This window comes from Pseudomonas benzopyrenica, assembly GCF_036884265.1.
Lineage (GTDB): Bacteria > Pseudomonadota > Gammaproteobacteria > Pseudomonadales > Pseudomonadaceae > Chryseomonas > Chryseomonas benzopyrenica.
Genome location: NZ_CP145723.1, coordinates 3,490,310 through 3,509,174 on the forward strand (window position 1 = coordinate 3,490,310; position 18,865 = coordinate 3,509,174).

Genomic DNA, 18,865 nt, shown 5'->3' on the forward strand with positions numbered 1-18,865 from the left:
CTTCAGGTCCATAGGGCGATACTCACAATCACCGGACGCCGCCAGTCGAGCGAGCGCCAACGTCCCAGATCCAGGCTGTCTTTCGCCCTGCCCACACCTTGCCCACCCCTCCCGTGGGCGCGACCGGAGGAGCATTGCGGCCATGGCTTTCCTGACTCTCGACAACCTCAGCAAGCGCTACGGCGACAGCTACGCGGTGGCCGGTTCGACCCTGGCCATCGAGCGCGGCGAATTCGTCTCCCTGCTCGGCCCCTCCGGCTGCGGCAAGACCACCACCCTGCAGATGATCGCCGGCTTCGTCGACGTCAGCAGCGGGCGCATCCTGCTCGACGGCCAGGACATCACCCACGCCAAGCCGGCCAGTCGCGGCCTCGGGGTGGTCTTCCAGAGCTATGCGCTGTTTCCCCACATGACGGTGCGCGACAACGTTGCCTTCGGCCTGCGCATGCGCAAGGTGGCGGGCGCCGAACTGGCGCGGCGCGTCGAGGAGGCCCTGGGCCTGGTGCATCTGGGTCAGCATGCCGAGCGCTATCCCCGCGAACTCTCCGGCGGTCAGCGCCAGCGGGTGGCCCTGGCCCGAGCGCTGGTGATAGCACCACCGGTGCTGCTGCTGGACGAACCGCTGTCCAACCTGGACGCCCATCTGCGCGAGGAGATGCAGTTCGAGATCCGCCGCATCCAGCGCGAGGTGGGCATCACCACCCTGATGGTGACCCACGACCAGTCCGAGGCGCTGTCCATCAGCGACCGGGTGGTGGTGATGGAAGCTGGCCGCATCACCCAGGTGGATGCGCCCTATCGGCTCTACGAACACCCGCGCAACAGATTCATCTCCGATTTCGTCGGCAAGGCCAACCTGCTGCCCGGCAGCCTGGATGCCCAGGGTCGGCCGCAGATCGCCGCCGGCGGCGCCCTGGCGATCTCGCTGCGGCCGGAAAAGATCGAGTTGCGGCCCGCCGGTGAGGGACGTCTGCAAGGGCGGGTGCTGACCCGCTTCTTCCTTGGCAGCCAGTGGCTGTACCGCCTGGAGACGGCGCTGGGCGAGGTGTCGGTGCTGCGCAGCAACGACGGACTGCCGCCGCTGGACGAGGGCCAGCGCGTCGGGCTGCACTGGGACGACGGTCTGCTGCGCCGCCTGGAAGCCGCGGAGGCCGCGGCATGAGCACCCTGCTGCGCGGCACCGGTCGCGCCTATCTGCTCAGCGCCCCGGCCCTGGTGCTGTTCGCCGGGCTGCTGCTGGCGCCCCTGGCCCTGACCCTGGCGCTGTCCTTCAACGTCTTCGACTACGAGACCGGGATCAAGGAAGGCAGCTACACCCTGGCCCACTACCTGAGCCTGCTGGGCGATCCCTATTTCTACGAGATCTTTCTGCGCACCTTCTGGATCAGCGCCCTGGTCACCCTGCTCTGCGTGCTGATCGGGGTACCGGAGGCCCTCGTCCTCAGTCGCATGGGCGCGCCCTGGCGCTCGATCTTCCTGATCCTGGTGCTGACACCGCTGTTGATCTCGGTGGTGGTGCGCGCCTTCGGCTGGAGTCTGCTGCTGGGCGCCGATGGCCTGGTCAACCAGGCCATCGTGGCCCTGGGCGGGCGGCCGCTGAAGCTGCTCTACACCCCCTTCGCGGTGATCGTCGGCCTGGTCCACGTGATGCTGCCGTTCATGATCATCCCGGTGTGGACCTCGCTGCAGAAGCTCGATCCCGCCGCCGAACAGGCCGCGCTGTCGCTGGGTGCCAGTCACCTGACGGTGCTGCGGCGCATCGTGCTGCCCCAGGTGATGCCCGGGGTGCTCTCCGGAACGCTGATCGTCTTCGGCCTGGCCGCCAGTTCCTTCGCCATCCCCGGTCTGTTGGGCGGACGCCGGCTGAAGATGGTCGCCACCCTGATCTACGACCAGTACCTGGCCGAGCTGAACTGGCCGATGGGCGCCACCCTGGCGGTGGCCCTGCTGCTGCTCAACCTGCTGGTGATGCTGGGCTGGAATCGCCTGGTGGAACGCCGCTACAAACGTGCCCTGGGAGTCTGACCGCATGACCCGCAACGGCCCGCTCGGGCTCGCCTTCCATACCCTGGTGATGGTCTTCATGCTGGCGCCGCTGGTGGTGGTCTGCCTGGTGGCCTTCACCCCGGAGAACACCCTCAGCCTGCCCACCGCCGGCTTCTCGCTGCGCTGGTTCGCCGCCGTGTTCGAGCGGGCGGACTTCCTCACCGCCTTCTACAACAGCCTGCAGCTGGCGGCGCTGTCGGCCACCCTGGCGACGCTGATCGCGGTGCCGGCGGGGCTGGCCATCACCCGCTATCGCTTTCCTGGCCAGGGCTTTCTCAACGGCCTGTTCCTCTCGCCGATCATCATCCCGCACCTGGTGCTGGGCGTGGCCATGTTGCGGCTGTTCGCCCTGCTGGGGGTGAACGGCAGTTTCAGCTGGCTGGTGCTGGCCCATGTGGTGGTGATCACTCCCTATGTGCTGCGCCTGGTGATCGCCGCCGCCATCGGCATCGACCGCAGCGCCGAGCAGGCGGCCGAGAGCCTGGGCGCCAGTCGCACCACGCTGTTCTGCCGCATCACCCTGCCGATGATCCTGCCCGGGGTGGCCGGCGGCTGGCTGCTGGCCTTCATCAACAGCTTCGACGAGGTGACCCTGTCGATCTTCGTCACCTCTCCGGCGACCCAGACCCTGCCGGTGCGGATGTACGTCTACGCCACCGAATCCATCGATCCGATGATGGCGGCGGTGTCGGCGCTGGTGATCGCCCTGACCGCGGCCACCATGATCCTGCTCGACCGCATCTATGGCCTGGATCGCGTGCTGGTGGGCAAACAATGAATAGCCGAGACCCGTCCATGGCACTGCTCAAGCGGGTGGCCGAACGCGACCGCCCAACCCTGGCCTTCACCCTCGACGGCCAGCCGGCCGAGGGCCTGCAGGGCGATACCCTGCTCACCGCCATCCTGACCCAGAGCGATCACCTGCGCGGTAGCGACTTCGGCGGCGAACCCCGCGCCGGCTTCTGCCTGATGGGCGCCTGCCAGGACTGCTGGGTGCGCCTGGCCGACGGCCGCCGGGTGCGTGCCTGCGCCACCTTTCTCGAAGCGGGCCAGCAGGTCAGCCGCGATCCAGGGCGGCCGCTGTGAGCGCCGTCGTGGTGGTGGGCGCCGGGCCGGCGGGCATTCGCGCGGCCCAGACCCTGGTCGCCCATGGCCTAGAGCCAGTGCTGCTGGACGAAAGCGCCCGCGGCGGCGGCCAGATCTATCGCCAGCAACCGGGCAATTTCCAGCGTCCGAGCAAGGCGCTGTACGGCTTCGAAGCGGGCAAGGCCCAGGCGCTGCACGGTGCTTTGACCGAGATGCAGACGACGCTGGACTATCGACCCGACACCCTGGTGTGGAATGCCGAGCAAAGCGCTCTGGATACCCTGAGCCAGGGCCGCTACGTCGATCGTCTGGCCTTCGACCAGGTGATCGTCGCCACCGGTGCCACCGACCGCATCCTGCCGGTGCCGGGTTGGACCCTGCCGGGCGTCTACAGCCTGGGCGCATCCCAGGTGGCGCTCAAGTTCCAGGGCTGCGCCATCGGCAGCCGACCGGTGCTGGCCGGTACCGGCCCGTTGCTCTATCTGGTCGCCTATCAATACGCCAAGGCCGGGGCCAAGCCGCTGGCCGTGCTGGACAGCGCCCCCTTTCGCGACCAGGCCGCGGCCACCCCGGCGCTGCTCGGCCAGCCGGCCACCTTCGCCAAGGGCCTCTATTACCGCAGCTGGCTGGCGCTGCACGGCGTGCCCGTGCACCAGGGCGCTGAACTCCTTGCCGTCGAAGGCGAACGCCGCGTGGAAGCCGTTCGCTGGCGCGCTGCCGATGGCGAAGCGCACCGACTGGCGTGCGACGCCCTAGGTTTCGGCCAGACGCTGCGCAGCGAGACCCAACTGGCCGATCTGCTGGGCTGCGAATTCGCCTGGAATCCGCTCAATCGCGCCTGGCTACCGGTGCGGGACAACGGCGGCCGCAGTAGCCAGGCCGGGGTCTACCTGGCCGGCGACGGCGCCGGTATCCAAGGCGCCGATGCCGCCGAACTGGCCGGCGAACTGGCCGCCCTGAGCCTGCTGGCCGATCGCGGCCTGGCGGTGGACGCGACGCGGGTCGACGCCTTGCAAGCACGCCTGACCCGCTTCGAGGTCTTTCGCCAGGGCCTGGAGCGCGCCTTCCCCTTCCCCGCGGATTGGGCCGCCAAGGCGCCAGATGACTTGATGGTGTGCCGCTGCGAGCAGGTCAGCGCCGGCGAGATCCGCGCCGCGGTGGATCAGGGGCACTGGGAGATCAACAGGGTCAAGGCCACCTGCCGGGTCGGCATGGGCCGCTGCCAGGGCCGCCTCTGCGGCGCGGCGGCGGCCGAATTGATCGCCTGCGCCAGTGGTCGCCCGCTGGACCAGATCGGCCGGTTGCGCGCCCAGGCGCCGATCAAGCCGCTGCCCTTCGGCGTGGAGTTGGCGCCATGAGCCGGCAGGACGTGGATGTGCTGATCATCGGCGGCGGCATCGTCGGCAGCAGCGCGGCGCTGTTCCTGGCCCAGGGTGGCCAGCGCGTCGCCCTGCTGGAGCGCAACTTCTGCGGCGCCCAGGCCAGTGGCGTCAACTACGGCGGGGTGCGCCGCCAGGGCCGGCCGCTGGTGCAGTTGCCGCTGTCCAGTCGCGCCCATGAGATCTGGGGCGGTCTGCAGGACCTGCTGGGTACCGATGGCGAATACCTCAAATCCGGCCATCTCAAGCTGGCCCGTAGCGAGACCGACTTCGCCTCCCTGCAGGCCTATGCCCAGGCCAGCCAGGGCTTCGACCTCGATCTGCAACTGCTCGACCGCGGCGAATTGCGTCGCCGCTTTCCCTGGGTCGGCGACATCGCCGTGGGCGCCTCCTTCTGCCCGGAGGACGGCCACGCCAATCCACGCCTGGTCTCGCCGGCCTTCGCCCAGGCGGCTGCCCGGGCGGGCGCCCGACTCCTCGAACGGACCGCCGTGACCGTCGTCGAGCACGACGGCCAGCGCTTCCAGCTTCGCACCGACAGCGGCCTGACCTTGAGCGCGCCCTGGCTGCTGAATTGCGCCGGCGCCTGGGCCGCGGAGCTGGCCGCCCGCTTCGGCGAGCCGGTCCCCCTCACCGCGGCCCACCCGGCCATGCTGGTGACCGAACCACTGCCCCTGTTCATGACCGCCAGCACCGGCGTGGAAGGCGGCGGCATCTATGCCCGCCAGGTGGCCCGTGGCAATTGCGTGCTGGGCGGTGGACGCGGTTTCGCCCTCGACGCCGATCGCGCCCGCCCGGGCCAGCTGGCCATCCTCGACATCCTCAGAAACGCCGCCGAACTCTATCCGGCGCTCACCGGCGCCCAGGCCATCCGCACCTGGAGCGGCGTCGAGGGCTATCTGCCCGATCACCAGCCGGTGCTCGGCCCCAGCCTCACCACCCCCGGCCTGCTGCACGGCTTCGGCTTTGCCGGCGCGGGCTTCCAGATCGGGCCGGCGGCTGGCGAAGCCCTGGCCGAGTGCATCCTGCAGGGCGCGCCCCGGCACAGCCTGCAGGCCTTTTCCATCGCCCGCTTCCCTTCCCAGCCCAGGAGTTCCCAATCATGCGCCTGACCCCTGCCCTGCTCGTGGCCCTCGCCGGCCTGCCCCTGGCCGCCGTGGCCGAACCGACGCTCTACCTCGGCATGAACGGCGGCACCATGGAGCGCCTCTATGCCGACAGCGTGCTGCCCGCCTTCGAGAAGGCGCACAACGTCAAGGTGGTGATCGTGCCCGGCACCTCGGCGGACATCCTCGCCAAGGTCCAGGCCAGTCCGCAGAAGCCGCCGATCCACGTGATGTTTCTCGACGACGGCATCATGTACCGCGCCATCGGCATGAATCTGTGCAGCCCGCTCAAGCCCAGCGCGAGCCTGGCGCAGATCCCCGACAAGGCCAAGATCAAGGACCAGGCGGCCGCCGTCAGCCTGGGCGTGACAGGGCTTGCCTACAACAGCCGGCTGTTCAAGGAAAAAGGCTGGGCGGCGCCGACCTCCTGGGCAGACCTCGCCGATCCCAAGTACAAGGGCAAGGTGGTGTTCCAGTCACTGTCGTCGTCCACCTTCGGGCTGCACGGCTTCCTGATGTTCAACCGCCTCAAGGGCGGCACCGAGCAGGACGTCGACCCCGGCTTCAAGGCCTGGCCCACCACCGTCGGCCCCAATGTGCTGGAGTACATCCCCAGCTCGGCCAAGCTCTCGGAGATGGTGCAGACCGACGAGGCGGCGCTGTTCCCGCTCACGCCCACCCAGGTCACCGCGCTCAAGCTCAAGGGCATCCCGGTGGAATACGCGCCGCCCAAGGAAGGCGCCGTGGTGCTCAACGTCGCCGAATGCGTGACCGCCAACAACGACCAGCCGGAGCTGGCCCAGCAGCTGGCGGAATACCTGCTGACGCCCGAAGCCCAGGCGCCGGCGCTGGAACTGGGCGACCAGATCCCGTCCAACCCCAACACCCCCACCACCGACAAGACCCGCGGCCAGGTGGAGGCCATGCAGAACTACCTGAAGACCGCCGTGACCATCGACTGGGACGAGGTCAACAAGGTAAGGCCGCAGTGGAATGCGCGCTGGAACCGGCAGGTGGAGCGTTAGTCGGCCGGATAGCGCAAACGCACCGTTGGATGTCGACCCTGGACAACTCCGGTTCGGGGCGACCCCTCACCCTTGGCGGCTTCCATCACCAGGAGAGCCGCCATGGCCAACCCGCCCATCACCGTTCTGCGCGACACCCAACCCCTGCCAGTGGTCGATGCCTGCAAATGGGAGCGCATCGAAGGCGACCCCCATACCGTCAACCTCAATGCCTACACCTCCGATGACGGTAGCAAGATCATGGGCACCTGGATCTGCACCCCCGGCAAGTGGCGCGTCGACTACGTGAAGTGGGAGTACTGCCACTTCCAGGAGGGCTACTGCATCATCACCCCCGATGGCCAGGAACCCATCCACCTGAAAGCCGGCGACATCTTTGTCGTCGAACCCGGCATGAAGGGCACCTGGGAAGTGGTCGAGACGGTGCGCAAGTATTTCGTCTTCGCCTAACCGTGCGAGCGGCGCCTGCCGGCGCTGCCCGGCGGGCTGCTCAGGGCGTGGCATCGCTCGCATAGCAGGCCCAGGCCGGTCGCGTGGCCAGGCGCGCGAGATAGGCCTCGATGGCTGGTGCCGCGATCCGCTCCATGGGAGTGCTGCGCCAGCGGTGCAGCGACAGCCCCAGGGCGATGTCGGCCAGGCTGAAGCGCTCGCCGGCCACATAGGGGCCGTGCTGCGCCAGGTGCGCTTCCAGAATGGCGATACGCCCGTTCCAGGTGGCGATGCCCTGCGCCAGGCGCTGCGGATCGGGCTGCGGCGGCTGTTGCTTCACCAGGGCCAGATAGGCGTAGCTCCAGGCCGGATTGAGTTCGCTGGCCTGCCAGTCCAGCCACTGATCGACCCGTGCCCGTGCCCGCGGTGCGGCGGGATACAACGCCTCGCCGCCCCGGGCGTTGGCCAGGTAGCGCAGGATGCTGTTGGATTCCCAGAGCACGAAGTCGCCGTCCAGCAAGACCGGGATCTGGCCATTGGGATTCCACTGCAGGTAGTCGGCGGACTGCGCCGAGCGAAAACCGGCCCCCCAGTCTTCACGCTCATAGCCCAGGCCCAGTTCGTCGAGGCACCAGAGCACCTTGCGCACGTTGATCGAAGAGACGCGGCCAAGGACCTTCAGCATGCGCAGGCGACCTCCAGGGGTTTATGGTCGAGATAGGGCTCGATGTTGCCGAGCGCACGCGCCACATAGTCCTCCTTCTCACCCACCGGGGCTACATAGTGCAGCGCCTCGGCAGCTGCCTCGCGGCCCAGCAGCCGGGCGATGACCCAGGCCGCCAGGTAGCTGGAGGCCAGGCAGCCACCGGCGGTGGCCAGATTGCCGCGGGCGAAGAAGGGCTGTGCCAGTACCTCGATGCCGGCCTCCTGTACCCAGGGCTTGGTGGTGAGATCGGTGCAGCCGGGTACGCCGTCGAGCAGGCCGAGACGCGCCAGCAACAGGGTGCCGGAGCACTGGGCGCCGATCAGCTGGCGCGCGGGATCGAGCACGGCAAGCTGCTCCAGCAGGTCAGCATCCCGGGCGAGTTCACGCGTCCGGCTGCCGCTGCCCACCAGTACGGCGGTGCAGTCGGCCAGTTCGTCGAGGCCGGCCTGCCGCTCCAGACGGACGCCATTCATGGAGGTCACCCAGGGCGTGGGCGCCAGCAGCGACACCCGCCAGTCCGAACGCTTGATGCGATTGAGGATGCCCAGGGCGATCAGGGAGTCCAGTTCGTTGAAGCCGTCGAAGGTCAGGATGGCGAGGTGCATGGGGCTACCAGGTGCGCGGGGGTGAGCCGAGAGTCTCGGTCTCATCCAGGCGAGTTGGCCAGATACAGTGCCGCGCCAGGCCAGCCATACAGTCAGGCCATTCGCCGGAAACCCTTCTAAACCGCGCCATAGCACCGCCGAGCCACTGGAAGAGCTAGCACTTAGCCATTACAGTGGCGCACCCCTTGGCCGAAACGCCTGCCGATTTGCCATCGCCCATCGGCCTTACCCCGTTCCGAGATGTCGATGGACGACGATATTCGTTATGAACAGCATGTCCGGCGGGTGCTGCGCACCCCCCTGCAGGTATTGCAGCCTCTGATGCTGGCGCTATGGCCGCTGAGTCTGTGGAGCAATCCGCTGATCGGCAGCCCCTACAAGCCGCGCTACTTCGCCGTGATGCTGCTGTTGCTGGCGATCAGCGCCCTGCTCAGCGTTGCACGCAGCGCGCGCATGATGAGTCTTACCTTTACCGGCAACATCTGGGCGCTCGCCCTCGCCTTTCGCATCCAGATCCAGGATGGCGGCGCCGTGGGCCACTACTGGAATCTGCCCATCGCCGTGATCATCGTCCTGGGCACCTGCGGCATGACCTATCGTCTCTCCCACTACCTGATCACGCTCGCCGGCGCCGCCTTCATCCTGTTCATCGGTCAGACCCAGCTGGTTCCCACCGCCATGCCAATACACCTGGTCTGGTTGCTGGCCAGTGCCACCCTGGCCATCGGCATCGCCTACAACCACGCCAACAGCCAATGGATGCGACGGACCTTCATTCTCAAGGAGCGCTATCGGATCCTGGCGGAAACCGACGAACTGACCGGGATCGCCAATCGCCGCAAGCTCCTGCAGCAGCTGGACGAGGCTCGCGGCGAGAGCGGGCAGACGCCTGCGCATTTCGTCATGCTCGATATCGACAACTTCAAGGAGATCAACGACCGGCACGGTCATCAGGTCGGCGATCAGGTACTGGTCGCCACGGCGCGGGAAATCGATCAGCTCGATCCGAGGCTGCAGGTCGGTCGCCTGGGTGGCGAGGAATTCGGCCTGCTGATCCGCGGCCTGGACGATGCGCGGGTGAGCCACCTGCTGGAAGTCCTGCGTAACCGCCTGGCCGCCGCCGCCCCTCTGGGCATCAGCTTCAGTGCCGGGGCGCTTCGGCTCGACCCGGAAGTTTCTCTCAACGAGCTGCTGCGGTGGGCGGACGAAGGTCTCTATCAGGCCAAACGCCAAGGCAAAGACCAGATGGTCTGGCCACACTGAGTGGCGTTAATCCAGCTTTTCCACCTTTACCGCGGTGGTGCCGTCGTCGACCATGTCCACCCGCCGCGCAGCGGCCCGTGAGAGGTCGATGATGCGACCCCGGATATAGGGTCCGCGGTCATTGATGCGTACCACCACGGCGCGATCGTTTTCCAGGTTGGTCACCTTGACCCGGGTGCCGAGCGGCAGGGTCTTGTGGGCGGCGACCAGCTCGTTGTTGTTGAAGGTCTCGCCACTGGCGGTTTCCCTGCCGTGGAACTTGCGCGCATAGAAGGACGCCTTGCCGCGCTGTTCGAAGCTGGCGTCCCTCTTGATCGGCGCCGCGACGGTCTTGGCGTCCTTTTCCTGGCAGGCGGTGCAGGCAAGCATCAGGAGCAGTACGAGGGATCTGGGACGGCTGAACACGTTTCACCTTCCTCTTCTTCTTCGTTTTGGGAAAGCAACGCACTGGGGAGTGGATTCAGCTATCTCTGAACCGATCCGCGACCCAAGGGTTCGCAAAGTATGGCCATAGGCCGCCATATCTGTGACGAACTCCTCAAGACCGCCCTAGGGCACCGGCAGGACGTACCTGAGGATGGTGACGAAGTGCAGGGCGCTGCCGGCCATGACGAAGCCGTGCCAGATGCCATGCCAATGACGGAAGCGATCGTCGAAGACGAAGAACAGAATGCCGACGGTGTAGAGCACCCCACCGGCCACCAGCCAGGCGAAGCCTTCACCGCCCAGGCGATCCAGCAGCGGCCCCACCGCCACCAGCACGATCCAGCCCATGACGGCGTAGATCACCAGCGACAGAATGCGTGCTTCCGAACGCGGCTTGAGTTCCTGCGCCATGCCGATCAGCGCCAGGCCCCAGACGATGCCGAACAGCGTCCAGCCCCAGGGCCCGCGCAGGGTCACCAGGCAGAACGGCGTGTAGCTGCCGGCGATGAGCAGATAGATCGACAGGTGATCGAGCTTTTGCAGCAGGCGTTTCGCCCGCCCCTTCACGCTGTGGTAGAGGGTCGAGACGCTGTAGAGAATCACCAGCGCCACCCCATAGATGGCCACGCTGACGATGCGCCAGGGATCCCCCTGCAGGCTGGCCAGCACCACCAGGGTGATGGCGCCGGCCAGGGCCAGCAGAGCTCCGATCAGATGGGTCCAGGCATTGAGACGTTCACCGTGATACATGCGTCCTCCAGGGTAGGTCGCAAGCAGGCTCAGGGTCTCGCCGAGCCCTCGCGACGGGCAGTGAGGCGCTCGTAGCGGTCGAGCAGCGGCTGGATGGAAATCCCATGCACCGCGATGCTCAGGGCCACCACCGACAGGGTCAGGTCGACGATGGTCCCGGCCCAGTCGGCCGTGACGTGATGCGTGAGCGCGTAGCACAGATAATACAGGCTACCGATGCCGCGGATGCCGAACCAGCCGATCAGCGCCCCCTGCTGGCGATCAATGCGGGTGAAGGGCAGCATGGTCGCCACCCCCAGCGGGCGAATCACCACGAACAGCAAGGCGCCCAGCAGCAGCGCGCGGCTGTCCCAGTGGGTGATGAGCACCACGCCGAGCAGGGTCACCAGGAGCACCTCGAAGGAGCGTTCCACCAGGCTGCCGAAGGCCAGCATGTCGCCCATCATCACGCCGGCGGCCATGCGCGGCTCCTCGATGTCCTCCGCCTTGGCGACCGTGGCGTGCTCCGGTGCGCCGGTGAGATGCCCGATCACCGGCTGCGCCAGGTGCTCGGAAGGCGTTTCCGCATGCCCCGACGTCTGGACTTCCGCCTGGCGCAAGCCCAGGCCGGCGGCGAACACCGCGAGAAAGCCGAAGGCGCCGATCTCGTCGGCCAGCACATAGGACAGGGCGATCAGTGCCAGGGCGAGGAAGTCGTTGGGCGAGATGGTGCTGTCGCCATGCCGGGTGCGTAGATAGATCATCAGCCGACCCACGCCCTTGCCCATGAAGTAGCCCAGCAGCAGCCCAGCCGGTACGCCCCAGACCACGCTCTTGAGAAACCACTCCAGGGTCCAGTCCCATTGCAACTGACCATGTTGCAGTAACAACAGGCCGAGCAGGACGAAGGGAAAGGCGGTGCCGTCGTTGAGGCCTGCCTCGCCGGAGAGACCGAAGCGGACCCGGTCGAAATCCTGGGCGTGGTTGACCTGCACCAGCCCGGCCAGCACCGGATCGGTGGGCGCGAGGATGGCGCCGATCAGCAAGGCCACGCCCCAGGGCAGGCCGAGCAGGTAGTGAGCGACCAGGCAGACGCCGGCGATGCTGAGAATCATCACCGGCCCGGCCAGCAGATAGGCGCCGTGCCAGGAGGAACGATGGAAGGACAGCCGCAGCTTGAGGCCGCTGACGAACAGCGAAAAGAGCACCGCCACCTCGGTCAGGTGGCCGATCCAGGTCGCCGATTGCTGGAAGTTGACCTCGGCCAGCCCCAGGCCGATGGGACTGATGAGCATGCCGAAGGCCAGACAGACCACCGAGGTGGTGACCGGTAGCCAGCGCAAATAGGCGGAGGTCAGGGCGAGGATCATCAACAACGATCCCAATACCCCGACCCAGACGAGAAAAGTCATGTGGGTGGCGTGATCCAGAACAGGAGAGGAAGAGTGGGTGACGGACGCCACCCTCCTGATGGAGACTGCGCCAAGGCCTTGGCGGTGCCCCCTATCTGCCGAATGGCGCACCACGCGGTGACCCCGTGGCTCCGGCCAGGGTCCCATGTCTTAATAGTCCCCTGGAAAGCCTCTTCTCGCATGAGCGATCACCGCCTCCGCAAGCAACGCCGCCTCGAACGTCTGCAACGCTTCCTCGACTGGGCCGGCCGCACCCATCCCGACTTCGTCGCCAGGCAACAGCATCAGGAACTCTGGTTCAAACCCTACTCGGGTTATCCCCTGCCGCACCTGGGCCGTATCGCCAAGGCCTTCTGGCTGGGTCTGGACGAGGCCGCGGCGGTGGCCGCCGGCAGTGCGCCCGATCCCGACCGTCTGCTGGGCCAGGCACTGCTCAGTGCGAGCAAGACCTTCGGCTATCCGGTGGACGTCTTCGGCAGCGAAAAGCTCTTCACCGGCGGCGCGGCGAGCGAGCTGCTCGAACCCCACTGGGCACTGAACCTGGCCGACAGTGACTCGGCCGAGACCTTTGCCGCGGCGGTCGGCCAGCGCCTGGGCGATGCCGTGCGCGAGCGGCTGAGCATCCTGGCGGCCCCCTTCGCCGAGATGGCCGAGGAAGATCGTCAGCGCGTGCTGGAGCGGGTGCCCCAGGCGCTGATCCGCCTGGACGACTTCCTGCCGCGCGCGGTGGAGGTGCTCAACGAGACGCGCCACGAGTTGAGATTCAATGTGGTGCTGACCCACGAGGACATCCGCCTGGAGATCCCCCGACGGCTGGCGGCCAACCAGGGGCGTCTGCTTGGCGACGCCGATGTGGCCGCGCTCAAGGCGGAGGCCGAGCGGGAATTGCGCGAGCGTTTCGCCGTGCTGGTGGGCGAAGCCGATGCCCTGGACTTCGACCTGCACCAGCTCGGCACCCCGCGCCTGCAGGAGCTGATGCGCCTGGAGAGCGACAAGCTGCGTCGCGCCCTGCGCCACGCCGTGGCCCAGCAGCGCGAGAAGATGGCCTTCGCCGTGCTGCTGGAAAACAATCCGCGCTTCGGCCAGTACCACCAGAACTATCCGGCCCGGCGCCTGACCCGCACCTGGACCGCGCTGCTCGGCCCCACCAACAGCGGCAAGACCCACAGGTCCATCGAAGCCATGGCGGCGGTGACCCACGCCATCTACCTGTCACCGCTGCGGCTGATGGCGCTGGAGAACCAGGAGCGCCTGGAATCCCTCGGCGTGCCCTGCTCGCTGGTCACCGGGGAGGAAGAGATCATCCGCCCGGGCGCCACCCATTTCTGCTGCACCGTGGAGGAATTCGCCCGCTTCCGCCGCCAGCAGTGGGAGGTGGTGGTGGTCGACGAGGTGCAGATGCTGGCCGATCCGCAGCGCGGCTGGGCCTGGGTCGATGCCCTGGTCAGCGCTCATACCAAACGCCTGCTGATGACCGGTCCGGCGCTGATCGAACCCTCGCTGCGCACCCTCTGCGAGCTGTGCGAGGACCGCCTGGAGATCAAGCCCACCAAGCGCCTGTCGCCGGTCACGGTGGCGCGCCACGCCACCACCCTGGAACGCCTGGAGCCGGGTTCGCTGCTGGTGGCCTTCAGCCGCCGGGTGGTGCTGGAACTCAAGGGCCTGCTGGAGATGGCCGGGCGCCGGGTGTCGGTGGTCTATGGCGCCCTCTCGCCGGAGGTGCGGCGGGAACAGGCGCGGCGCTTCCGTGACGGCGAGACCGAGATCATGGTGGCTACCGATGCGGTGGGCATGGGCCTCAACCTGCCGGCCCATACCCTGTGCTTCTACACCGACGAGAAGTTCGACGGGGTGCAGAATCGCCCGCTACGGGTGCAGGAGGTCAAGCAGATCGGCGGCCGCGCCGGGCGCTTCGGCCATCATGCCGAAGGCGAGATCACCGCGCTGGAACCCCATGTGCTGCGCAACATCAAGCGGCTGTTCCACAGCCCGGACGATCCGGTGGACCTGCACCAGTTCCAGGTGCGACCGAGTCTGGAACACCTGCGCGCCCTGTCCGACTTCATGGAAGAGCCCAGCCTGCTGCGCACCTGGCTGACCTTCAACCGCAACATCAACTATGGCGATGCCTTCGTCTCGGTGCTGCCCGAGGAACTGGCCGAGTGGATCAAGCTGATCGACCTGCCCGGCATCGATTTCCAGCTGCGCTGGATCTTCGCCTGCACGCCGATCCGCGGCGGCCTGGAAGGCCCGGCCAGCGGCCAGGCCCAGCGCTGGCTGCGCCTGGTGACCCGGGGCGAGCCGGTGGACCTGCCGCGCATCCCCCTGGGAACCGATCTCGCCGGCCTGGAAAGCGCTCTGCACGTGGTGGAAACCTATCTGCACCTGGCGCGCAGCCTGCCCGAACTGTTTCCCGCCCTGGAACGCGGCCAGGAGCATCGCGACCTGCTCAACGACGCCATCACCCGCGAGTTGTCGCGCCGCCGTCGGCCGCGGGGCCAGGAGAAGGGTCAGGGCAAGGGCGGCCGGCGCCAGGGGCGTGGGGAGCGCCGGAGTGGGCGCTTCGGGCGTTAGTTTCGTAGGTTGGCGCTGAGCGCAGCGAAGCCCAACAACGTGGACACCCCTACCCGCGATCGCCTCTCCCCCTTTCCCGCCGGGAGAGGGGGCGGTTGGCCGCGGAGGGTGGATAACGGCGCGGCCTTCCACCGTCTTGCGTTGGGCTTGCCCGTGGAAAACGCTACGCGATTTTCACGCTACCGGCCGGCCGCTCTTACCGAGACGTCGCCACCGGCAGCCGCGCCTTGAAGCTCCAGGTGAAGAAGAATTCCGCCACCTGCTCGCCACTCTCGTCGGTGCCGACGCTGCGCAGTTGCAGCACCTGGGGCTCGCCCGTGTCCCGGGCCAGCCGCAGCACCTCGGCGATGGCCTCGCCCTGGTCGCAGCGAAAGACGAGGGTGCCCACGGCCTTCTTGGTGAAGCGGGCGCTCATGGCCACCACCAGCATGGCGTAGCGACTGCCGGAACGGCGGATGTGCCGGTCGGCGAGGATGCCAGTGGAAAATTCCGCCGCCATGCCCTCCACAGCCCAGAACATGCTCTTGAAGGGATTCTGGTTCAGCCAGCCATGGGTGACCTGTATCTGGCAGCCGGCATCGTCCAGCTGGCGCAGGCGCAGGCCGGCGATCTTGGCGATGGGCACCTTGGTCCAGACGAAGAGATTGAACAGCAGTCGATTCATGGCGAGCGCATCCGGCAGCCTGGCCAAGGCGCCAGGAGCCCGTAGCTTAGCGCTTCGTCCCGGGCCGCTCCACGACTGGCGGACGCGGCCCGGTAGACAGTTCGCGACCCCTGGGTCGCGTAGCCGGGGCGTCTCGTCGAGGAGGCGCCCGCAAGCCTTACAGCGGATTGGCGTTGAGTTGCTCGGCGTAGCGGCGGGTCATGAACACCGCGAACAGCAGGCCGGCCACCGCCAGGCTGCCGCCGACCAGGCCGACGTAGGGCATGCCGACATGGGTCCCCACCACGCTGCCCAACAGGGCGCCGCCGCCGATGCCGACGTTGTAAATGCCGGAGAACAGCGCCATGGCGACGTCCGTGGCGTCCTTGGCCAGGGCCAGTACCTTGGCTTGCAGCGCCAGGCCGAAACTCATGATGGCGATGCCCCAGACCACGCTCAGGCCTTCCAGCATGAAGCTCTTCCAGGCGAAGGGCAGCAGCAACAGCAGCGACAAGGCGATGCCGGCGATGGCCGCGACCAGAAAGCCATTGGGGAATCTCAGGCTGTAGCGGCTGAACAGCAGCGAACCTATGACCCCGGAACCGCCGAACAGCAGCAGCAAGGCGGTGATCTGCATGCCGCCCATGCCCGCCACTTCCACGGCGAAGGGCTCGATATAGCTGTAGCCGGTGAAATGGGCGGTCACCACCAGGGTGGTGAGCAGGTAGATGCACAGCAGCGCGGGGCGCTTGAACAATACCGGCAGGCTGGCCAGGGAACCGGAATTCTCGCTGGGCAGCAGCGGCAGGTTGCGCGCCAGCCAGAGCACCGTGCCCACCGCCAGCGCCGCGATGGCGACGAAGGTGTAGCGCCAGCCCAGCAATTCGCCCAGCACCCGGCCCAATGGGATGCCCAGCACCATGGCCAGGCAGGTACCGGTAGCCAGCAGGCCGAGCGCCTGGGTCTGCTTGCCGGCCGGGGCAATGCGCACCGCCAGCGAGGCGGTGATCGACCAGAACACCGCATGGGAGAAGGCGATGCCGATGCGACTGGCCACCAGCACCTCGAAGCTCCAGGCCACCCCGGACAGGCCGTGGCAGGCGACGAACACCGCGAAGACGAACATCAGTAGCCGCCGCCGCTCGATGGAGCGCGTGGCGAGCATCATCGGTAGCGACATCAGGGCGACCACCCAGGCGTAGATGGTCAGCATCAGCCCGACCTGCGAGGGACGCATGTCGAAGCTGCGACCGATGTCGCTGAGCAGCGCCACCGGGACGAATTCCGTGGTGTTGAAGATGAAGGCGGCCAGGGCCAGGGCGATGACACCGGACCAGCTGGGCTTCCGGGCTTCGGCGGTAGCATCCATGGGGGGTCTTCTACTCCAGAGCGAAGGGGTGGATAGCGACTTCCGGTCAGAAAGCCGACGACGAAAACCCACGAGCAAAGGCTTGGCCCGCCTGCGACGCCGGGTCGCGAGCGAGAAGTCTGCTGTAGGTAGGGATTGGAATTGGATGTAGTAAAAATTCTACGCTGCTGCGTCGGACCATCACAACCTCTCGCAGTTGCGCCCAGTGATGGCGATCGCCTGGTCGAAGCAGCCAACTGCCTGATCGGCGTCGCTTTTTCGCCCAGGGTTCAGCGCGCCGACCGCCTGGCGCTGCGACAAAACATCGCGAAACCTTTTACCCGGCGCCGGCTCCGAGCGAAACGCGCCGGATGATTTGACCTTACCCCAGGGGCAAGCTCTAGCCTCGGCGTCATCAGCCCAGTCAGGAGTCCGAACATGCGTATCGTCCTTTCCTCCACCCTGCTCGCCCTCACCCTGCTGGCGGGCGGCGTCGCCCAGGCCGCCGAAACCCAGCACCAGAACCACCAGGACATGCAGAAGAGCATGGAGGCCATGCACCAGGGCATGGAAGAAGGCCTCAAGGCCAAGGATCCGGATCTGGCCTTCGCCAAGGGCATGCTGGCCCACCACGAGGGCGCCGTCGACATGGCCCGCTACCAGCTCCAGCACGGCAAGGACCCGGAGATGCGCACGCTGGCCGAGGACATCATCCAGGCCCAGCAGAAGGAGATCGATCAGCTCAATCGCTGGATCAAGGCCCACGCCAAGTGATGGTGCGCCGCGCCCGGGACTGGCACAGTGAAAGACCAGTCCGGTCGCCGAGACCGCCATGCTGATCGATCATCTGGATCATCTGGTCCTGACCACCACGGACCTCGCCGCCTGCGAGGATTTCTACACCCGGGTGCTGGGCATGCGCCTGGAGGTATTCGGTGCGGGGCGCAAGGCGCTGCGCTATGGCAACCAGAAGATCAACCTGCATGAGCGTGGGCACGAATTCGAACCCAAGGCCCACTTGCCGGCGCCGGGCGCGCTCGACCTCTGCTTTATCGCCCGTGAGCCGCTGGACCTGGTGATCGCCCATCTCCAGCGCGAAGGCTGGCCGATCCTGGAAGGCCCAGTGGCACGCACCGGCGCCACCGGACCGATCCGCTCGGTCTATGTCCGCGATCCCGATCTCAACCTGATCGAGATCGCCGAGTACCCGACCTAGCGCGGCCGGCCGAACACCTGGGTCCAGTAGAGACTATGGGTGCTGCGCGGATTCAAGGCGTAGGCCGCCCCCATCTCGGTGAACTCCGGATTCATCAGGTTGGCGCAGTGCCCCGGGCTGGCCAACCAGCCCTGCATGGCCTGGGTGACCGAACCGGCACCGGCGGCGATGTTCTCACCGATCCGGGTCCAGCCGTAGCCCTGCTTGGCCACCCGCTCGGCCACGGTGCCGCCGCCGGGCGCCGTGTGGGAGAAGTAGTCGCGGCCGGCCATGTCCTGGCTGTGGGCCAGGGCGGCATTGGCCAGGGCCGGATTCCAGCGCAGCGGCGTGGTGGCGGCGAAGCGCCGGGTGCCGCAGGTGCGGGCCTGGGCCCGGGCGCGATTGACCTCGGCCAGGACGGCCTTACCGGCGCTCTGCCAGTCACCCAGTCCCGCGCTCACCACCGGGCGCGCCAGCACCAGCTGCCAGCGCGATCCCTGCTGACTCACTCCGATCTGGGCATAGTCGTGGCTGGCCAGCGGCCGGCAATACTGCTGGCGCAGCCCGGCCATGGCCGCCTGGGCGGTAGGTGCGCCCGCCAGCATGATCACCTGCACCGCCGACGCCTGGTAGCCCGCGGCGCGCAGATCGCTCTGCAGGCGATCCCGTCCGGTCAACCGGACGGCGGCCAGGCGACTGTCGGTGGCAAGGGGCGCGGCGGCGCGCACGCCGGGGCAGCCCTGGGGTGTGGCGCGATAGGCGTTGATCAGACTGACCAGCCGTGCCTCCTCGGGCGTCGCCGCCAGGGCGACATCGGCCAGCAGGCCTGTGGTCAGCAGCAGGGAAAAGGCAAGAAGACGAGGCATGGGCGGGCCGATCCGGAAAACAGGGAA

General features: G+C 67.4%; 20 protein-coding genes. 12 read left to right on the plus strand and 8 right to left on the minus strand.

Annotation, left to right across the window (positions count from 1 at the left end; genetic code table 11):
• Window positions 1-142 precede the first annotated feature (142 nt).
• The 8 genes from V6W80_RS16510 to V6W80_RS16545 all read left to right on the plus strand — a co-directional run bounded on the left by V6W80_RS16510 (window position 143) and on the right by V6W80_RS16545 (window position 7,092).
• The gene (locus V6W80_RS16510; RefSeq protein WP_278442055.1) at window positions 143-1,162 is read left to right on the plus strand and encodes an ABC transporter ATP-binding protein; all 1,020 of its coding nucleotides are present in this window, start codon (window positions 143-145) and stop codon (window positions 1,160-1,162) included.
• Window positions 1,159-2,025, plus strand: coding sequence for an ABC transporter permease (locus V6W80_RS16515; protein ID WP_338544839.1), 867 nt, complete (start codon window positions 1,159-1,161; stop codon window positions 2,023-2,025). The genes V6W80_RS16510 and V6W80_RS16515 overlap by 4 nt, the downstream gene beginning before the upstream one ends.
• A gap of 4 nt (window positions 2,026-2,029) precedes the next feature.
• Window positions 2,030-2,824 carry an ABC transporter permease gene (locus tag V6W80_RS16520; protein ID WP_027598975.1) on the plus strand — a complete coding sequence of 265 codons (795 nt, stop codon included), beginning with the start codon at window positions 2,030-2,032 and terminating at the stop codon, window positions 2,822-2,824.
• A 17-nt stretch (window positions 2,825-2,841) separates the two neighbouring features.
• Window positions 2,842-3,132: a (2Fe-2S)-binding protein gene (locus V6W80_RS16525; protein ID WP_007160508.1), complete on the plus strand. Its 291-nt coding sequence runs from the start codon at window positions 2,842-2,844 to the stop codon at window positions 3,130-3,132.
• On the plus strand, window positions 3,129-4,490 hold the full coding sequence (locus V6W80_RS16530; RefSeq protein ID WP_338544840.1) for an NAD(P)/FAD-dependent oxidoreductase: 1,362 nt from the start codon (window positions 3,129-3,131) through the stop codon (window positions 4,488-4,490). Before V6W80_RS16525 ends, V6W80_RS16530 begins: the two co-directional genes overlap by 4 nt.
• Window positions 4,487-5,623, plus strand: a complete 1,137-nt coding sequence (locus tag V6W80_RS16535) for an NAD(P)/FAD-dependent oxidoreductase (RefSeq protein WP_338544841.1) — start codon at window positions 4,487-4,489, stop codon at window positions 5,621-5,623. Before V6W80_RS16530 ends, V6W80_RS16535 begins: the two co-directional genes overlap by 4 nt.
• Window positions 5,614-6,642, plus strand: a complete 1,029-nt coding sequence (locus V6W80_RS16540) for an ABC transporter substrate-binding protein (RefSeq protein WP_257705572.1) — start codon at window positions 5,614-5,616, stop codon at window positions 6,640-6,642. The genes V6W80_RS16535 and V6W80_RS16540 overlap by 10 nt, the downstream gene beginning before the upstream one ends.
• Window positions 6,643-6,744: 102 nt before the next feature.
• Window positions 6,745-7,092, plus strand: coding sequence for a cupin domain-containing protein (locus V6W80_RS16545; RefSeq protein WP_058768542.1), 348 nt, complete (start codon window positions 6,745-6,747; stop codon window positions 7,090-7,092).
• Between the two features lie 40 nt (window positions 7,093-7,132).
• On the opposite strand, the gene V6W80_RS16550 is transcribed toward V6W80_RS16545, so the two are convergent.
• The gene (locus tag V6W80_RS16550; RefSeq protein ID WP_338544842.1) at window positions 7,133-7,756 is read right to left on the minus strand and encodes a glutathione S-transferase family protein; all 624 of its coding nucleotides are present in this window, start codon (window positions 7,754-7,756) and stop codon (window positions 7,133-7,135) included.
• Window positions 7,750-8,382: a DJ-1/PfpI family protein gene (locus tag V6W80_RS16555; protein ID WP_338544843.1), complete on the minus strand. Its 633-nt coding sequence runs from the start codon at window positions 8,380-8,382 to the stop codon at window positions 7,750-7,752. The genes V6W80_RS16550 and V6W80_RS16555 overlap by 7 nt, the downstream gene beginning before the upstream one ends.
• Before the next feature lie 246 nt (window positions 8,383-8,628).
• On the opposite strand from V6W80_RS16555, the gene V6W80_RS16560 reads away from it, so the two are divergent.
• Window positions 8,629-9,645 carry a GGDEF domain-containing protein gene (locus V6W80_RS16560; RefSeq protein ID WP_338544844.1) on the plus strand — a complete coding sequence of 339 codons (1,017 nt, stop codon included), beginning with the start codon at window positions 8,629-8,631 and terminating at the stop codon, window positions 9,643-9,645.
• Between the two features lie 6 nt (window positions 9,646-9,651).
• On the opposite strand, the gene V6W80_RS16565 is transcribed toward V6W80_RS16560, so the two are convergent.
• From V6W80_RS16565 to V6W80_RS16575, 3 genes are all read right to left on the minus strand, one after another.
• On the minus strand, window positions 9,652-10,050 hold the full coding sequence (locus tag V6W80_RS16565; RefSeq protein ID WP_338544845.1) for a septal ring lytic transglycosylase RlpA family protein: 399 nt from the start codon (window positions 10,048-10,050) through the stop codon (window positions 9,652-9,654).
• A 144-nt stretch (window positions 10,051-10,194) separates the two neighbouring features.
• The gene (gene trhA / locus V6W80_RS16570; protein ID WP_338544846.1) at window positions 10,195-10,821 is read right to left on the minus strand and encodes a PAQR family membrane homeostasis protein TrhA; all 627 of its coding nucleotides are present in this window, start codon (window positions 10,819-10,821) and stop codon (window positions 10,195-10,197) included.
• A 29-nt stretch (window positions 10,822-10,850) separates the two neighbouring features.
• A complete protein-coding gene (locus V6W80_RS16575; protein ID WP_026083945.1) occupies window positions 10,851-12,212 on the minus strand; it encodes a cation:proton antiporter in 1,362 nt (453 codons plus the stop codon).
• 180 nt (window positions 12,213-12,392) lie between these two features.
• Between V6W80_RS16575 and V6W80_RS16580 the strand changes: the two genes are divergently transcribed.
• Window positions 12,393-14,786: a DEAD/DEAH box helicase gene (locus V6W80_RS16580; RefSeq protein WP_338544847.1), complete on the plus strand. Its 2,394-nt coding sequence runs from the start codon at window positions 12,393-12,395 to the stop codon at window positions 14,784-14,786.
• Window positions 14,787-14,982: 196 nt separating this feature from the next.
• Here V6W80_RS16580 and V6W80_RS16585 read toward each other — a convergent pair whose 3' ends face one another.
• Window positions 14,983-15,450, minus strand: a complete 468-nt coding sequence (locus tag V6W80_RS16585) for a DUF4442 domain-containing protein (RefSeq protein ID WP_173149373.1) — start codon at window positions 15,448-15,450, stop codon at window positions 14,983-14,985.
• 157 nt (window positions 15,451-15,607) lie between these two features.
• Window positions 15,608-16,798: a sugar transporter gene (locus V6W80_RS16590; RefSeq protein WP_064307474.1), complete on the minus strand. Its 1,191-nt coding sequence runs from the start codon at window positions 16,796-16,798 to the stop codon at window positions 15,608-15,610.
• Between the two features lie 417 nt (window positions 16,799-17,215).
• Here V6W80_RS16590 and copM point away from each other — a divergent pair, with 417 nt between their 5' ends.
• Both copM and V6W80_RS16600 read left to right on the plus strand, forming a co-directional pair.
• Window positions 17,216-17,551 (plus strand): CopM family metallochaperone, encoded by a 336-nt coding sequence (copM, locus tag V6W80_RS16595; protein ID WP_017641945.1) that lies wholly within the window; start codon window positions 17,216-17,218, stop codon window positions 17,549-17,551.
• Between the two features lie 61 nt (window positions 17,552-17,612).
• A complete protein-coding gene (locus V6W80_RS16600; RefSeq protein WP_338547460.1) occupies window positions 17,613-17,993 on the plus strand; it encodes a VOC family protein in 381 nt (126 codons plus the stop codon).
• Here the strand turns inward: V6W80_RS16600 and V6W80_RS16605 are convergent.
• Complete coding sequence (locus V6W80_RS16605) at window positions 17,990-18,838, minus strand: CAP domain-containing protein (RefSeq protein WP_338544848.1); 849 nt, start codon at window positions 18,836-18,838, stop codon at window positions 17,990-17,992. The two genes, V6W80_RS16600 and V6W80_RS16605, sit on opposite strands and share 4 nt — an antisense overlap.
• Window positions 18,839-18,865 lie beyond the last annotated feature (27 nt).

Excerpts from the sequence above, each read along its gene's own strand:
- V6W80_RS16510 (WP_278442055.1), top strand. The coding sequence starts at position 143 with ATGGCTTTCCTGACTCTCGACAACCTCAGCAAGCGCTACGGCGACAGC.
- V6W80_RS16515 (WP_338544839.1), top strand. The coding sequence starts at position 1,159 with ATGAGCACCCTGCTGCGCGGCACCGGTCGCGCCTATCTGCTCAGCGCC.
- V6W80_RS16520 (WP_027598975.1), top strand. The coding sequence starts at position 2,030 with ATGACCCGCAACGGCCCGCTCGGGCTCGCCTTCCATACCCTGGTGATG.
- V6W80_RS16525 (WP_007160508.1), top strand. The coding sequence starts at position 2,842 with ATGGCACTGCTCAAGCGGGTGGCCGAACGCGACCGCCCAACCCTGGCC.
- V6W80_RS16535 (WP_338544841.1), top strand. The coding sequence starts at position 4,487 with ATGAGCCGGCAGGACGTGGATGTGCTGATCATCGGCGGCGGCATCGTC.
- V6W80_RS16540 (WP_257705572.1), top strand. The coding sequence starts at position 5,614 with ATGCGCCTGACCCCTGCCCTGCTCGTGGCCCTCGCCGGCCTGCCCCTG.
- V6W80_RS16545 (WP_058768542.1), top strand. The coding sequence starts at position 6,745 with ATGGCCAACCCGCCCATCACCGTTCTGCGCGACACCCAACCCCTGCCA.
- V6W80_RS16550 (WP_338544842.1), bottom strand. The coding sequence starts at position 7,756 with ATGCTGAAGGTCCTTGGCCGCGTCTCTTCGATCAACGTGCGCAAGGTG.
- V6W80_RS16555 (WP_338544843.1), bottom strand. The coding sequence starts at position 8,382 with ATGCACCTCGCCATCCTGACCTTCGACGGCTTCAACGAACTGGACTCC.
- V6W80_RS16560 (WP_338544844.1), top strand. The coding sequence starts at position 8,629 with ATGGACGACGATATTCGTTATGAACAGCATGTCCGGCGGGTGCTGCGC.
- trhA (WP_338544846.1), bottom strand. The coding sequence starts at position 10,821 with ATGTATCACGGTGAACGTCTCAATGCCTGGACCCATCTGATCGGAGCT.
- V6W80_RS16575 (WP_026083945.1), bottom strand. The coding sequence starts at position 12,212 with ATGACTTTTCTCGTCTGGGTCGGGGTATTGGGATCGTTGTTGATGATC.
- V6W80_RS16580 (WP_338544847.1), top strand. The coding sequence starts at position 12,393 with ATGAGCGATCACCGCCTCCGCAAGCAACGCCGCCTCGAACGTCTGCAA.
- V6W80_RS16585 (WP_173149373.1), bottom strand. The coding sequence starts at position 15,450 with ATGAATCGACTGCTGTTCAATCTCTTCGTCTGGACCAAGGTGCCCATC.
- V6W80_RS16590 (WP_064307474.1), bottom strand. The coding sequence starts at position 16,798 with ATGGATGCTACCGCCGAAGCCCGGAAGCCCAGCTGGTCCGGTGTCATC.
- copM (WP_017641945.1), top strand. The coding sequence starts at position 17,216 with ATGCGTATCGTCCTTTCCTCCACCCTGCTCGCCCTCACCCTGCTGGCG.
- V6W80_RS16605 (WP_338544848.1), bottom strand. The coding sequence starts at position 18,838 with ATGCCTCGTCTTCTTGCCTTTTCCCTGCTGCTGACCACAGGCCTGCTG.